Origin of the sequence: Isoptericola sediminis, from assembly GCF_013085345.1 — a bacterium.
GTDB lineage: Bacteria > Actinomycetota > Actinomycetes > Actinomycetales > Cellulomonadaceae > Isoptericola > Isoptericola sediminis.
Genome location: NZ_JABFAJ010000017.1, coordinates 1 through 14532, shown reverse-complemented (window position 1 = coordinate 14532; position 14532 = coordinate 1). Strand labels below are relative to the sequence as shown.

The following is a 14532-nucleotide window of genomic DNA, read 5'->3' as shown; positions in this document are numbered from 1 at the left end:
TCAGAACGCCGCGTCCTTGATCTTCTGCCAGCTCAGACCCGCGGGGGCGGGGATGTCCTTCGTCGAGAGCCGGCGGCGGAAGACCCAGTAGGTCCACGACTGGTAGGCGATGACGACCGGCGTGAGGAACACGGCGACCCACGTCATGACCGTCAGCGTGTAGTCCGTCGAGGAGGCCTCCGCGATCGTCAGGGAGTTGCCGCCGTCGACCGCGGGGATGACCTCGGGGTACATCGACCCGAAGATGAGCACGACGGCCGCCACGAGCGTCACGGCCGACAGCGTGAACGCCGTGCCCTCCCTGCGGGCCCGGGTCGCGGCCACGACACCGAGCAGGGCGAGCGCCGCCACCACGACGGCGCCCCAGGTCCAGGTCACCGAGTAGGCGACCTGCGCCCAGATCGCCCAGCCGCCGGCGACGACCAGCGCGACCACGGCCAGGCCGGACGCGAGTCGCTGGGCGCGGTCGCGGATCTCGCCGTCGGTCTTCAGGGCGACGAACACGGCGCCGTGGAGCAGGAACAGCGTGAGCGTCGTCAGGCCGCCGACCAGGGCGAACGGGTTGAGCAGGGCCCAGAAGCCGCCGACGTACTGGTGGTCGGCGTCGAGCAGCAGACCGCGCACGAGGTTGCCGAAGGCGACGCCCCACAGCACCGCGGGGATCCAGGAGCCGAGCTGGATCGCCTGGTCGCACCGGCGGGCCCAGACCGGGTCGGCGATCTTGCCGCGGTACTCGAAGGCCACGCCGCGGGCGACGAGACCGACCAGGATGATGAGCAGCGGGATGTAGAAGCCCGAGAACATCGTGGCGTACCACTCGGGGAAGGCGGCGAAGGTCGCGCCGCCGGCGGTGAGCAGCCACACCTCGTTGCCGTCCCAGACGGGTCCGATGGTGTTGACGAGCACCCGCCGTTCCTTCTCCCGGTGCTCCTTGTCGCCCCGGGGCAGGATCGACAGCAGCATGCCCACGCCGAAGTCGAATCCCTCGAGCACGAGGTAGCCGGTCCACAGCACGGCGATGATGACGAACCAGAGGATCGCGAGGTCCACGTCAGGTCTCCAGTCTCTTCAGGTTCGGGCGCTCAGTACGCGAAGGACAGCGGGCGGTCGGCGTCGTCGGGGTCCTGCGCCTCCGGCGACTCGTCCCGGACGGCGTCGGGCACGCCCTCGATCGCGTACCGGTGCATGAGCCGGTACCAGACCACCGCGAGCACGGCGTAGATGAGCGTGAGCACGATCATCGAGGTCAGGATGACGCCCGGTGGCACGGCGGTGGAGACCCCGCGCTCGGTGAGCAGCCGGACCTGGTCGATCCCGGTGGGGTTGGGGGCCACGACCCACGGCTGACGGCCGACCTCGGTGAAGATCCAGCCGAACGAGTTCGCGACGAAGGGCATGGGGATGGCCAGGATCCCCAGCCGGCTGAGCCAGACGTTGTCGCTGATCCGCCCCTTGCGGGTCAGCCACAGCGCCGCGAGGGCGAGGGCCACGGAGAACGCGGCGAACCCCATCATCAGGCGGAACGACCAGTAGGTGACCGCGAGCGGCGGGGTGTAGGTGACCTCCTGGCCGTCGGCCGTGGTCTCGCCGTAGCGCTCGGCGTACTCCTCCTGGACGTCGTAGACGCCCGGCAGGTAGGAGTCCGGGCCGGAGAACTCCCCGGTGCCCAGGTAGCTGGTGACGCCGGGGATCGAGATGAGGTGGGCCACGTCCTCGCAGCCCGCGTAGAGCGGACCGACGGCGAGGATCGAGAACTCCGCGGACTCGGTGCCCTCGCAGAGGGCCTCGGCCGAGGACATCTTGCCGGGCTGCTGCTCGTACATCAGCTTGCCCTGGACGTCGCCGGACCAGATCACGCCGAGGCCGGCGACGATCATCACCCACACGCCCAGCCGCACGGCGGGGCGGTAGACGTCCCGGGCGGTCTCCAGGTTCTCGGCCTTCTTGGTGCGGGCCAGGCGGACCATCCACCAGGCGGCGACGCCCGTGACGAAGGTGCCCGCCGTGAGGAAGGCGGCGGTGATCGTGTGCGGGAAGGCCGCGAGCAGCGTGTTGTTGGTCAGCACGGCCCAGATGGACTCCATCTCGGCGCGGCCGGTCGCCTCGTTGTAGACGACGCCGACGGGGTGCTGCATCCAGGAGTTCGCCGCCAGGATGAAGAACGCCGAGAGGTTGGTGGCCAGGGCGAAGAGCCAGATCGAGGCCAGGTGGACCTTCTTGGACACGCGGTCCCAGCCGAAGATCCACACGCCGAGGAAGACGGACTCGACGAAGAACGCGGCCAGGGCCTCCATGGCCAGCGGCGCCCCGAAGACGTCGCCGACGAACCGGGAGTACTCGCTCCAGGCCATCCCGAACTGGAACTCCTGCCAGATGCCCGTCACGACACCGAGGGCGAAGTTGATGAGGAGCAGCTTGCCGAAGAACTTCGTCAGCCGGAGCCAGCGCTCCTTCTTCGTGACGACCCACGCCGTCTGCATCGCGGCCACGAGGGGAGCCAGACCGATCGTGAGAGGCACGAAGATGAAGTGGTACACGGTGGTGATGGCGAACTGCCACCGTGCCAGGTCGAGAGCGTCCACGTGGACTCCTTCGATGCGGGCCAGGGGGAGAGGCCGCCCCTCGTGCGGGGCTGTTTCGACGGTAGGACCGGCGTCCCAGGTCCGCACGGGGAGAGGCGGCATCTCGCAACTTGTGAAGACTTTCACGACTGTCCCGTGAAGGGTCCCCGCAAGTCAAGCCGTCAGGGCGCGACGTGACGGTCGCCACGCCGGTGGACGGACCGGGGCGAGAGGGCGCGCCCAAGGGTGCGATACTGGATCGAGACCTCCGGGGCCCACATCCCCCGGGGATCGACGAGCTCGCCGCTCCCGCGTCCGCACGCGGTGCCGCGACCGGGGTGAAGGGCCCGGCCGCCTGGCGTCCGCGAAGTCGTGGGGCTGCAGCCGACCGAGACTTCCGTCCGGACGGCGCGCTTCGCAGCGCCGCCGTCGCCGACGACCGCCGGGGTGGCCGGCAGGTGTGGGTCGGCCGCCGCAGAGCAGGAGCACCCCCGTGACATCCGACACCCCCGACCAGCCCGTGGCCCCCGCCGAGGAGACGCCCCGTCGCAGCACGCGGCGCCGGGTGACCCGCGCGACGTCGGCACCGACCACGAGCGCTCCCGCGCCCATCGTCGTGCCGGCCACGACCGCGGCCTCGACGCCCGCGGCGTCCGAGCCGACGACCACCGCGGCGCCGCAGCCCGCGTCGTCCACGACGGCTGCGCCCTCGTCCACGCCGGCCCGCCGGTCCCGGCGAGCCAGCCGCCGAGCCGGCGGCCCGGCCCCGGTGGAGGCCACGCCCACGCCCGAGGCCGCGCCGGCCCCCGAGGAGCAGGCCGCGACGGACGAGCCGGCGGCCGCCGACGACGCGACGCCCCCCGCTGAGCCGATCACGCTGCCCGCGAAGGCGGAGGAGGCGCCGGCGAGCGCCACCCCGTCGCTGTCCCTCGACGACATCGTGCTTCCCGGCCGGGACGCCGCGTCCGGTGAGCAGGCGACGTCCGAGGCCCCCGCACGGGGCGAGCCCCGGGACGAGTCCGCCGAGGCCGAGAAGCCTGCGGCGACGAAGAAGTCCGGTGCCAAGAAGTCCGGTGCCAAGAAGTCCGGTGCGACGAAGTCCGGTACGAAGAAGTCCGCCGCCACGGAGGACGAGAAGAAGCCGTCGGGCAGGAAGGCGGCGTCGAAGAAGGCCGCGGCCGCGACGTCGAAGACGGCCGCGCCGGAGTCCGCCTCGTCCGAGAAGTCCCCGAGCGCGGAGCGCCCGGCCGGGCCGGCCACCACCGGGACGGCCGGAGGCTCGGCCACGCCCCGCCTGGCCACGACGGCGCTGCTTTTCCAGGCGCCGGAGCTGTCGGGTCAGCGGGCCGCGCGCCGCGCCCAGGCGCCGGCGGGCCCGCCGCGCCCCAGCGAGGAGGAGACCCCGGCGACCTCGGCACGGCAGCAGCGCAAGAGTGCTGCCGCGGACGAGTCCGCTGCGTCCGAGAAGCCCGCCACGGCCGAGAAGTCCTCGACGAAGAAGGCCGGGAAGCCCTCCACGTCGCGGCGCGCCGAGGACGCCACCGCGAAGGACGCCGCGGAGACCACGGAGGCCGCAGCGCAGGACGCGGCGTCCGCGACCTCGGCCGCGCAGCCCGTCGAGGCGCCGACCTCCGCCCCGCTCGAGCTGAGCGACGTGGACGAGGCGGCCGTCGACGAGCTCGAGCTGATCGAGACCGAGATCGTCGACGAGGGGGTCGAGCTGGTCGGGTTCGGCCCTGCAGACTTCCTCGACGACGGCGACGAGTCGGACATCCGTCCCCGCCGCCGGCGCCGGCGCGGGGGCCGCGGTCGCCGCGGTGGCCGCAAGGGTGACCGTCGTCCCGAGGACGAGACCGAGGGCGACGGTTCCGAGTCGTCCGCCGCCGAGCACGAGCAGGACGGCGGCGAGGACCAGGACGGTGCGCAGGGCGAGGAGCAGGGCGCGGAGACGTCCGGCGACTCCGCCACCGAGGCGGAGCGGTCCGAGGGCACCGACGACTCGGAGCAGACGTCCGGCAGCAGCCGGCGCCGCCGCCGGCGCCGCCGGGGACGGGGCGGCGACCGTGAGGCCGGCCGCTCGGGCAAGGCCGAGGACGAGGTCACCGCGCTGAAGGGTTCGACCCGGCTGGAGGCGAAGCGTCAGCGTCGCCGCGAGGGCCGCGACGCGGGTCGCCGCCGCCAGGTCATCACCGAGGCGGAGTTCCTGGCACGGCGCGAGTCGGTGGAGCGCTCGATGATCGTGCGCGAGCACGACGGCCGCACGCAGATCGCGGTGCTGGAGGACGGCGTGCTCGTGGAGCACTACGTCTCCCAGCAGGCGCAGGCCTCCATGGTCGGCAACGTCTACCTGGGCCGCGTGCAGAACGTGCTGCCGTCGATGGAGGCGGCCTTCGTCGACGTCGGCAAGGGACGCAACGCCGTGCTGTACGCCGGTGAGGTCAACTGGGACGCCGCCGGGATCGAGGGGCAGCCGCGGCGCATCGAGGAGGCGCTGAAGTCCGGCGACTCGGTGCTGGTGCAGGTGACCAAGGACCCGATCGGGCACAAGGGTGCGCGGCTGACCTCGCAGGTCACGCTGGCCGGCCGGTACCTGGTCTTCGTCCCCGGTGGCGGCATGACGGGTATCAGCCGCAAGCTGCCCGACACCGAGCGCAACCGCCTCAAGAAGATCCTGCGCGACGTCGTCCCGGACGGCGCCGGCGTCATCGTGCGCACGGCCGCCGAGGGTGCCTCGGAGGAGGAGCTGCGCGCGGACGTCGAGCGGCTGCAGTCGCAGTGGCACGCCATCACCGCCAAGGCGGAGAAGTCCTCGACGAACGCGCCCGCCCTGCTGCAGGGCGAGGCGGACATGGCCATCCGCGTGGTCCGCGACATCTTCAACGACGACTTCGCCTCGCTGGTGGTCCAGGGCGAGGACGCGTGGACGGAGATCTCCTCCTACGTCGCCGAGCTGGCGCCCGACCTGCGCGAGCGGGTCACCCGGTGGACCGGGTCCGGGGACGTCTTCGCCCAGCACCGCGTCGACGAGCAGCTCGCCAAGGGCATGGACCGCAAGGTCTGGCTGCCCTCCGGCGGTTCGCTGGTGATCGACCGCACCGAGGCCATGACGGTCATCGACGTCAACACGGGCAAGTTCACCGGCAGCGGCGGCACGCTCGAGGAGACGGTGACGCGCAACAACCTCGAGGCGGCCGAGGAGATCGTGCGACAGCTCCGGCTGCGCGACATCGGCGGCATCATCGTCATCGACTTCGTGGACATGGTCCTCGAGTCCAACCGCGACCTGGTCCTGCGCCGGCTCGTGGAGTGCCTGGGCCGGGACCGCACCAAGCACCAGGTCGCCGAGGTGACCTCGCTCGGACTGGTCCAGATGACGCGCAAGCGCGTCGGGCAGGGTCTCGTCGAGGCCTTCAGCTCGACGTGCGAGCACTGCAAGGGCCGCGGCTTCATCGTCCACGAGCACCCGGTCGAGAAGAGCGCGGCGTCCTCGGGCGACGGCGACGGCGGCGGGGCCAAGCGTTCGCGCCGCAAGCGCTCCGGTGCCAAGAAGGAGGAGGCGCCGGCGCACGCCGACGTGCCGAAGCTTCCCGACGACGAGTCCGAGAAGCGCCAGGCCGTCAAGGCCACCCTGGCGACGATCGCTGCGGCGGCCGCGCACGCCCACGAGCACGAGGACGAGGAGGGGCACGAGGCCGCGCCGACGAGTGCCGGCACGACCGTCACGGACGACGTGGCCGGAGCGCCCGCCGTCGAGCAGGGTGCCGGGACCCCGGCCGAGACCGCCCCGGACCCCGACGCCGCAGGTGACCCGTCGCCCGCCACGGGTGCCGAGGAGGCCTCGGAGGACAACCCGGCCGGTGGCGACGCGCCGCCCAAAGGAGCCGGAGCCGCAGAGGCTCCTGAGCAGGCTGCGACGCCGGCTGCGTCGCTGACCGACACCCCCTGAGCGACCGTACGGCCGGGGTGCTTGACTGGACGTCATGGACGACCGTCGAGCCCCCGGCCGTCTCGAGGTCATCGGTGGGCCCATGTTCGCGGGCAAGACCACCGAGCTCGTGCGCCGGGTCGACCGGGCACGCATCGCCGGCCGCGAGGTGCTGGTGGTCTCGCACGCCCTGGACGAGCGGCACGGTCCGGGGCGGATCGCCTCGCACACGGGGCTGGCGGTGGCGTCGCGGGCGGTGTCCCGCGCGTCCGAGATCCCCGGGCACCTGCGGCCCGGGACGGTCCTGGTCGCGGTCGACGAGGCGCAGTTCCTCGGCCTCGATCTCGTGGACGTCGTCACGGACCTCGCCGATGGCGGGGTCGACGTCGTCGTGGCCGGTCTGACCGTGACGTTCGACGGCCGCCCCTTCGAGCCGCTGCCGTCCCTCATGGCCCTGGCGGAGTCGGTCACGCGGCTGACCGCGGTGTGCACGGTGTGCGGACGCGACGCCGCCTACCACGTCCGGCTCCACGGGGCGCCGGGTCGCGAGGCCGCGTCCGACGCCCTGACCACCGTGGCCGGGTACGTCGGGGGAGCGGAGAGCTACCAGGCGCGGTGCCGTGCGCACCGGGCGGTGCACCCCCCGGACCGCGGTTGAGGCCTTGCTGGACCACGTGGGTGCGCCCCTGTAACCTCGACTGCCCATCGTCCGCCGCTCTCACGTCCTGGAGACACTTTGCTGCTGCCCTGCCCCGAAGGACTTGCTGACGAAGGAATCGTCCTCCGGCGGCACCGTCCGTCCGACCACGCGGCGTTCGCGGCCTTCCTCACCGACCCGGACGCCACCCGCCACATGGCCTTCACGGAGGACCAGCGCACGGCGCAGGGCGCCCGGGACATGCTCGACTATGTGATCTCCGCGTACGGAACCGAGCACGAGGTGCTGTCACTGACGATCGCCGACGCGGCGGACGACTCCTACCTGGGCTCGACCGGGGGTTCGGTCACGGAGACCGACGGGGTCGTCGAGATCTACTACACGGTCGTCGCGGGTGAGCAGGGTCGCGGTGTGGCGACCCGCGCCGTCCGGCTGCTGCTGGACTACCTGTTCGGGCTTCCCGAGGTGACTGCGGTGCGCGCGGACGTCACCGTCGAGAACCAGCCGTCGGTGCGTGTGCTGGAGAAGCTTGGCTTCGAGGACAGTGGGCCCGTGGAGCGCGCTGCCGCCGACGGCGACCTGGCCCACGTCGGACTCACCGGACGTCGGTACGTGCTGCAGGCCGGCGCGGCCCGGCTCTGAATCGCTGATGAGCTCTCAGTCCTCCACGAGCGGGACGAAGCTGTAGGTGCCCTCCTGCGTCGTGCGGACGGTGCCGTCGGCGTCGCGGTCGAGGACGATCATCAGGTGGCCCACCGGGATGACCATCCGTCCGCGGGGTGCGACCTGGTCGACCAGCTCCTGCGGCAGGGACCGGGCCGACGCCGAGACCAGGACGCGGGACCACCCGCCGGGCCGGGGCGAGCCGAGGACGCCGGGCGCCGCCGGCACCAGCCGGGCCCACGGCATCCCTGCGCGCGCGACGTTCGCCGCGCCCCACGCCGCGATGTCGGCGATCCGCTCCACGCCCAGCACCTCGCCCTCCGGGCCGACGAGGTGGGCGAGCAGCGCCGTCGTCCACCCCGACCCGGCGCCGACGTCCAGCACGGCGGCGCCGCGCGGGACCCGCAGCATCCGCAGCATCGCCGCCACGGTCGACGGCTGGGAGCACGTCTGGCCGTGGCCGATGGGCAGGGGCTGGTCGAAGGCGGCCGACGCCCGCTGCGCCCGCGGCAGGAACCCGCGCCGGTCCACCGCGCGCATCGCGGCTGCCACGGCGTCGTGCCCGTCCACGGGGACGGCGTCGTCGCGGACGGGGCTCATGCGACCATGGTCCGACGGCCGTGCCCCGCTCGCAGACCTGCCCGTGACGTGGCCCACCTCACGGTCCGGTCCGTCGGGCCAGGTTGATCCGCCGAGGGCCGGTCGCGTAAGGTATTGCGTCGGCGCGTTGTGAGCGCGCCTGTCCCGTGTGCCCTCGGCGCACCGCACTCCACCGCCGCGGCGGTGCGAGTTCCAGACCAAGCCGGTGACCGACGTCGGGTGAGCACGCCAAGACCAGGAGAGATGAGCATCAACATGGTGTACGCGATCGTCAAGGCCGGTGGCCGGCAGGAGAAGGTGTCCGTCGGGGACATCGTCGTCACGGACCGGGTCCAGGGCTCGGCCGGTGACACCGTCGAGCTGACCGCGATCCTGCTCGTGGACGGCGACACCGTGACCACCGACGCCGAGAAGCTGGCGAAGGTCAAGGTCACCGCCGAGGTCGTGAAGGACGCCAAGGGTCCGAAGATCACGATCCACAAGTACAAGAACAAGACCGGCTACCGGAAGCGCCAGGGTCACCGCCAGCAGCTGACCCGCCTGAAGGTCACCGGTATCAAGTGATGTCCGGCGGGCCCCGGCCCGCACGGTTCCCCACACTCTTCGTACTGACGAGAAAGCAGGATTGAGATGGCACACAAGAAGGGCGCGAGCTCCTCGCGCAACGGTCGTGACTCGAACGCCAAGTCCCTCGGCGTGAAGCGCTACGCGGGCCAGGTCGTCAACGCCGGCGAGATCATCGTCCGCCAGCGCGGCACCCACTTCCACCCCGGCGAGAACGTCGGCCGTGGCGGCGACGACACCCTGTTCGCCCTGTCGGCCGGCGAGGTCGCCTTCGGCACCCGTCGCGGCCGCAAGGTCGTCGACATCGTCGCGGCCCAGGTCTGAGCCGACCCGGCACCGCAGCCACGCTGCACCGTCCGTCACGAGGGGCGCACCACCGAGTGGGGTGCGCCCCTCGTGCGCGTCCGGCCACCCGTCCGTCGTGGTGGCGCACGCTCACCTGAGAGGATCTACCCATGGCCAGCTTCGTCGATCGAGTCGTGCTCCACGCGGCCGGGGGGTCCGGCGGGCACGGGGTCGCCTCCGTGCACCGCGAGAAGTTCAAGCCGCTCGGCGGCCCCGACGGCGGCAACGGGGGTGACGGCGGCAGCGTCCGGCTGGTCGTCGACGGGCAGACGACGACGCTGCTCGACTACCACCACTCGCCGCACCGCAAGGCGGCCAACGGCGGACAGGGCATGGGCGGCGACCGGCACGGGGCCCAGGGCGACGACCTGGTGCTCAGCGTCCCCGACGGCACCGTCGTCAAGGACCGCGACGGCACCGTGCTGGCCGACCTCGTCGGGATCGGTGCCGAGTACGTCGTGGCCGCGGGCGGGCGCGGCGGCCTGGGCAACCGGGCGCTCGCCTCGCCGAAGCGCAAGGCCCCCGGTTTCGCCCTGCTGGGCGAGCCCGGCGAGGAGCGTGACGTCACGCTCGAGGTCAAGACCATCGCGGACGTCGCCCTCGTGGGCTTCCCCAGCGCCGGCAAGTCCTCGCTGATCGCCGCGGTCTCGGCGGCCCGGCCCAAGATCGCCGACTACCCGTTCACCACCCTCGTGCCGAACCTCGGCGTCGTGCAGGCGGGGTCGACCCGCTACACCATCGCCGACGTGCCCGGGCTGCTGCCCGGTGCGAGCGAGGGCAAGGGCCTCGGCCTGGAGTTCCTGCGGCACATCGAGCGCACCGCCGTGATCGTGCACGTGCTGGACTGCGCCACGCTGGAACCCGGCCGCGACCCGATCACCGACCTGGAGGTCCTCGAGGCGGAGCTGGCGGCCTACGCCGGCGACCTCGACATCCAGGGCGGCCGCGTGCCGCTCACCGAGCGCCCCCAGCTCGTCGTGCTCAACAAGATCGACGTGCCCGAGGCGCGGGAGCTGGCCGAGTTCGTCCGGCCCGACCTCGAGGCCCGCGGGCTGCGCGTCTTCGAGATCTCGACGGCCTCGCACGAGGGGCTGAAGGCCCTCACCTTCGCCCTCGCCGAGCTCGTGGAGCAGGCCCGGGCCGCCGCCCCGGCGCCGGAGCCCGCACGCGTCGTGCTGCGGCCCCGGGCCGTCGACGACTCCGGGTTCACCGTCGTGCGCCGCACGGACGGGTCCACCGGGGACGTCTACTACCTCGTCCAGGGCAGCAAGCCGCAGCGCTGGGTGCGGCAGACCGACTTCAACAACGACGAGGCCGTCGGGTTCCTCGCCGACCGCCTCGCCAAGCTCGGGGTCGAGGACAAGCTCCTCGAGGCCGGCGCCGTGGCCGGCGACGAGGTCCGCATCGGCACCGACCAGGACGCCGTGGTCTTCGACTGGGAGCCGACGCTGTCCACGGGTGCGGAGCTGCTCGGCGCCCGCGGGCAGGACCGCCGCCTCGAGGAGAGCCGCCGCCCGACGCGCTCCGAGAAGCGTCGTGACTTCGTCGAGCGGATGGACGCCAAGACGGCCGCCCGCGAGGAGCTGTGGACCGAGCGCGAGGCCGGCCACTGGGCGGACCCCTCCGACGACTGAGCGCCGGGTCGGGGATGATGGAGGCGTGAACGCCCAGTCCCGCTCCGCTCTGCCGGCCGCCCGCCGGATCGTCGTCAAGATCGGTTCGTCGTCGCTCACGCGCGCCGACGGCCACCTCGACCTCGGTGCGCTGCGGTCGCTGGTCGACGTGCTCGCGGCACGGCACCGGGAGGGTCAGGAGGTCGTCCTCGTGACCTCCGGGGCCATCGCCGCCGGGATCGGGCCGGCGGGACTGAGCGCTCGCCCCCGTGACCTGGCCACCATGCAGGCGTGCGCCATGCTGGGCCAGGGGCAGCTCGTGGCCCGGTACAGCGAGGCGTTCGCCACGCACGACATCCGGGTCGGCCAGGCGCTGCTGACGGCCGAGGACACGGTGCGTCGGGCCCGGTACCGCAACGCCCAGCGGTCCCTGGAGAAGCTGCTCGCCCTGCGCGTCGTGCCCGTGGTCAACGAGAACGACGCGGTCACCGTCGACGAGCTGCGCTTCGGGGACAACGACCGGCTCGCCGCCCTCGTCTCGCACCTGGTGCGTGCCGACGCGATGGTGCTGCTCACCGACGTCGACGGCCTGCACGACGCCCCGCCCAGCCGGCCCGGCGCCCGCCGGATCAGCCACGTCGCCGACCTGGCGCAGGTGGCCGGCGTCGAGGTCACGGGCCGGGGGAGCGCGGTCGGCACCGGCGGGATGGTCACCAAGCTCGAGTCGGTCCGCATCGCCACCCAGGACGGGGTGCCGGTGGTGCTGACCTGCGCGGACAACGTCGCGCGGGCCCTCGCGGGCGAGGACGTCGGCACCTTCTTCGCCGCCGGCGGCAAACGGTCGACGGCCCGTCGGCTGTGGATCGCGCACGCCGCGCGCACCGAGGGCCGGCTGCACCTCGACGACGGCGCCACCCGCGCGGTGCTCGGCGGACGGGCCTCCCTCCTGCCGGCCGGGATCACCCGGGTGGAGGGACACTTCGAGACCGGCGACCCGGTGGAGCTGGTCGGGCCCGACGGGACGGTCGTGGCCCGGGGCCTGGTCGCCTACGACGCCGGCGACCTTCCCGACCTGCTGGGACGGTCCACCTACGCCCTGCGCGAGGAGCTGGGGGAGGGGTACGACCGCGAGGTGGTCCATCGCGACGACCTCGTGCTCGAAGGGCGGAACGGCCTGTCCTCACCGCCGTCGTCGTCGTAGTCTCGAACGCATGACCACGACGTTCGAACCCTCCGCCGGCACGACGCCCGGACCCGCGCAGCGACCGCAGCCGGACGCCGAGGTGCTCGCCGCGGTGCAGGACGTCGCCCGGCGGTCCCAGGTCGCCGCCCGGTCCCTGGCGACCGCGACCCGTGCCACCAAGGACGCCGCGCTGCACGCGCTGGCCGACTCCCTCGTCGCGGCCTCCGGCGAGATCGTGGCCGCCAACGCCGAGGACCTGCGCCGCGGTCGCGAGCACGGCATGAGCGACGGCCTCCTGGACCGGCTGGCGCTGACCGACGAGCGGGTCGCCGCCATCGCGGAGGCCCTGCGTGAGGTCGCCGGGCTCCCGGACCCGGTCGGCGAGGTCGTGACGGGCCGGACGCTCCCCAACGGCCTGCGGCTGCGCCGGCTGCGCGTGCCGCTGGGCGTGGTCGGCATGATCTACGAGGCGCGGCCGAACGTCACGGTCGACGCCGCCGGGCTCGCGCTGAAGTCCGGCAACGCGGTCATCCTGCGCGGGGGCAGCGCCGCCGCGTCCTCGAACACGGTCATCGTCGACGTGATGCGACGGGGTCTGACGGCGCAGGGCCTGCCCGCCGACCTCGTGCAGTCCATCGACGCGCACGGCCGACCCGGCGGCGTCGCGCTCATGCAGGCCCGCGGTCTCGTCGACCTCCTCGTCCCCCGCGGGGGCGCCGACCTGATCCGGACGGTCGTCGAGCAGTCCACCGTGCCCGTCATCGAGACCGGCACCGGCAACGTCCACGTCTACGTGGACGCCGCCGCCGACGTCGCCTCGGCCGTCGAGATCGTCATGAACGCCAAGACCCAGCGCGTCGGTGTGTGCAACGCGGCCGAGACGCTGCTCGTGCACGCCGACGTCGCCGACCGGTTCCTGCCGGCCGCGCTCGCGGCGCTGGGCGGTGCCGGGGTCGTGCTGCACGTCGACGACCGGACCGCGGGCCAGGCGCCCGAGAGCGTCGAGGTGCTGGCGGCCACCGAGGAGGACTGGGCCACGGAGTACCTCGCGGCGGAGCTCGCCGTGCGCGTCGTCGACTCGCTCGACGAGGCGATCGAGCACATCCGCACGTGGAGCTCGGGGCACTCCGAGGCCATCGTCACGAACGACCTCGCGGCGTCCGAACGGTTCGTCGCGGAGGTCGACGCCGCGGCCGTCCTGGTGAACGCGTCGACACGGTTCACCGACGGCGCCCAGTTCGGCATGGGTGCGGAGCTCGGGATCTCGACGCAGAAGCTGCACGCCCGTGGCCCGATGGGTCTCGCCGAGCTCACCACCACCAAGTGGGTCGTGCACGGCGACGGCCACGTGCGGCCCTGACCCCGCGTCGTGAGAGACTGTGCTGCGAACCGTCCGGACCATCACTGAGGAGCACTCGTGCTGCACATCGCCGTCCTTGCCGCTGAAGAGGCCGTTGAGCACTCCGGGTTCGAGATCCCGCCGGTCCTGTTCGGTGTGCTCGCGTTCGGTGGTTTCGTCGTCGCGCTGCTGGCGACGTACGCCTTCCGCAACGCGCACAACAAGCACTGACGACGCCGCGACAGCACGTGAGCGAGCAGGCGAGACCCCGGATCGGGGTGATGGGCGGGACGTTCGACCCGATCCATCACGGCCACCTCGTCGCGGCGAGCGAGGCGGCGGCGCTGCTCGACCTCGACGAGGTCGTGTTCGTCCCCACCGGCAAGCCCAGCTTCAAGCAGGACGCCCAGGTCTCACCGGCCGAGCACCGGTACCTGATGACCGTCATCGCGACGGCGTCCAACCCCCGGTTCACCGTCAGCCGGGCCGACATCGACCGGCCGGGTCTGACCTACACGGTCGACACGTTGCGCGACCTGCAGGCGGCGCGTCCCGACGCCGATCTCCACTTCATCACCGGCGCGGACGCCATCGAGCAGATCCTCACGTGGAAGGACGCCGGGGACCTGTGGGAGATGGCGCACTTCGTCGCGGTGACGCGGCCGGGCCACTCGCTCACGGTCGACGAGCTGCCGACCCACGGCGTGACGACGCTCGAGGTCCCCGCCCTCGCGATCTCGTCGACCGACTGCCGCCGCCGCGCCGCCGCGGGCCTGCCGGTCTGGTACCTGGTCCCGGACGGCGTCGTCCAGTACATCGCCAAGCACGGTCTGTATCGAGGTCTCGATGAGTGACAACACGTCCCGGCCGATGACGCGTCGGGAGATCAGAGAGCGTGAGCGTGCGGCCGCGGCCGCACGGGAGAGCGCGCAGTCCGCGGGTTCGGCGCCGGTCCCCGGTGCGGGTCCCGCCGCGTTCGGCAGCGGTGCGTCCCCGGCCCCGACGCCGGCCCCGTCGCCCGCTCCGGCCCCCGCCCCGTCGCCGGGGCCGGCGCCTGCCCCCGCCACGGGCGACGCGCCGA

13 protein-coding genes are annotated in these 14532 nt (G+C 72.9%); 10 read left to right on the top strand and 3 right to left on the bottom strand.

Annotated elements, in window-relative coordinates:
* Positions 1-1050, bottom strand: coding sequence for a cytochrome d ubiquinol oxidase subunit II (cydB, locus tag HLI28_RS09045; protein WP_171247195.1), 1050 nt, complete (start codon positions 1048-1050; stop codon positions 1-3).
* Positions 1051-1082: 32 nt separating this feature from the next.
* Positions 1083-2582 carry a cytochrome ubiquinol oxidase subunit I gene (locus HLI28_RS09040; protein WP_171247194.1) on the bottom strand — a complete coding sequence of 500 codons (1500 nt, stop codon included), beginning with the start codon at positions 2580-2582 and terminating at the stop codon, positions 1083-1085.
* Between the two features lie 472 nt (positions 2583-3054).
* On the opposite strand from HLI28_RS09040, the gene HLI28_RS09035 reads away from it, so the two are divergent.
* The 3 genes from HLI28_RS09035 (at position 3055) to HLI28_RS09025 (ending at position 7786) form a co-directional block, all read left to right on the top strand.
* Positions 3055-6507, top strand: coding sequence for an Rne/Rng family ribonuclease (locus HLI28_RS09035; protein ID WP_171247193.1), 3453 nt, complete (start codon positions 3055-3057; stop codon positions 6505-6507).
* 34 nt (positions 6508-6541) lie between these two features.
* Positions 6542-7144 (top strand): thymidine kinase, encoded by a 603-nt coding sequence (locus tag HLI28_RS09030; protein WP_171247192.1) that lies wholly within the window; start codon positions 6542-6544, stop codon positions 7142-7144.
* Between the two features lie 78 nt (positions 7145-7222).
* Complete coding sequence (locus tag HLI28_RS09025) at positions 7223-7786, top strand: GNAT family N-acetyltransferase (protein WP_171247191.1); 564 nt, start codon at positions 7223-7225, stop codon at positions 7784-7786.
* Positions 7787-7801: 15 nt separating this feature from the next.
* Here the strand turns inward: HLI28_RS09025 and HLI28_RS09020 are convergent, their stop codons facing one another.
* Entirely contained in the window at positions 7802-8407 is a 606-nt protein-coding gene (locus HLI28_RS09020) for a protein-L-isoaspartate O-methyltransferase family protein (protein ID WP_171247190.1), read from the bottom strand.
* 255 nt (positions 8408-8662) lie between these two features.
* Here HLI28_RS09020 and rplU point away from each other — a divergent pair, with 255 nt between their 5' ends.
* The 7 genes from rplU (at position 8663) to nadD (ending at position 14305) form a co-directional block, all read left to right on the top strand.
* Positions 8663-8971, top strand: coding sequence for a 50S ribosomal protein L21 (gene rplU, locus HLI28_RS09015; RefSeq protein WP_171247281.1), 309 nt, complete (start codon positions 8663-8665; stop codon positions 8969-8971).
* Between the two features lie 66 nt (positions 8972-9037).
* A complete protein-coding gene (gene rpmA, locus HLI28_RS09010) occupies positions 9038-9295 on the top strand; it encodes a 50S ribosomal protein L27 (RefSeq protein WP_171247189.1) in 258 nt (85 codons plus the stop codon).
* A gap of 131 nt (positions 9296-9426) precedes the next feature.
* Positions 9427-10950: a GTPase ObgE gene (gene obgE, locus HLI28_RS09005; protein WP_171247188.1), complete on the top strand. Its 1524-nt coding sequence runs from the start codon at positions 9427-9429 to the stop codon at positions 10948-10950.
* A gap of 25 nt (positions 10951-10975) precedes the next feature.
* Positions 10976-12130: a glutamate 5-kinase gene (proB, locus tag HLI28_RS09000; protein WP_171247187.1), complete on the top strand. Its 1155-nt coding sequence runs from the start codon at positions 10976-10978 to the stop codon at positions 12128-12130.
* Positions 12131-12140: 10 nt separating this feature from the next.
* Entirely contained in the window at positions 12141-13472 is a 1332-nt protein-coding gene (locus tag HLI28_RS08995; protein ID WP_171247186.1) for a glutamate-5-semialdehyde dehydrogenase, read from the top strand.
* Between the two features lie 57 nt (positions 13473-13529).
* Entirely contained in the window at positions 13530-13682 is a 153-nt protein-coding gene (locus HLI28_RS08990; RefSeq protein WP_171247185.1) for a hypothetical protein, read from the top strand.
* 17 nt (positions 13683-13699) lie between these two features.
* Entirely contained in the window at positions 13700-14305 is a 606-nt protein-coding gene (nadD, locus tag HLI28_RS08985) for a nicotinate-nucleotide adenylyltransferase (protein WP_304604354.1), read from the top strand.
* Positions 14306-14532 lie beyond the last annotated feature (227 nt).

Coding starts and splice junctions, on each gene's coding strand:
- HLI28_RS09030 (WP_171247192.1), top strand. CDS start 6,542: ATGGACGACCGTCGAGCCCCCGGCCGTCTCGAGGTCATCGGTGGGCCC.
- HLI28_RS09020 (WP_171247190.1), bottom strand. CDS start 8,407: ATGAGCCCCGTCCGCGACGACGCCGTCCCCGTGGACGGGCACGACGCC.
- rplU (WP_171247281.1), top strand. CDS start 8,663: ATGGTGTACGCGATCGTCAAGGCCGGTGGCCGGCAGGAGAAGGTGTCC.
- rpmA (WP_171247189.1), top strand. CDS start 9,038: ATGGCACACAAGAAGGGCGCGAGCTCCTCGCGCAACGGTCGTGACTCG.
- obgE (WP_171247188.1), top strand. CDS start 9,427: ATGGCCAGCTTCGTCGATCGAGTCGTGCTCCACGCGGCCGGGGGGTCC.
- HLI28_RS08995 (WP_171247186.1), top strand. CDS start 12,141: ATGACCACGACGTTCGAACCCTCCGCCGGCACGACGCCCGGACCCGCG.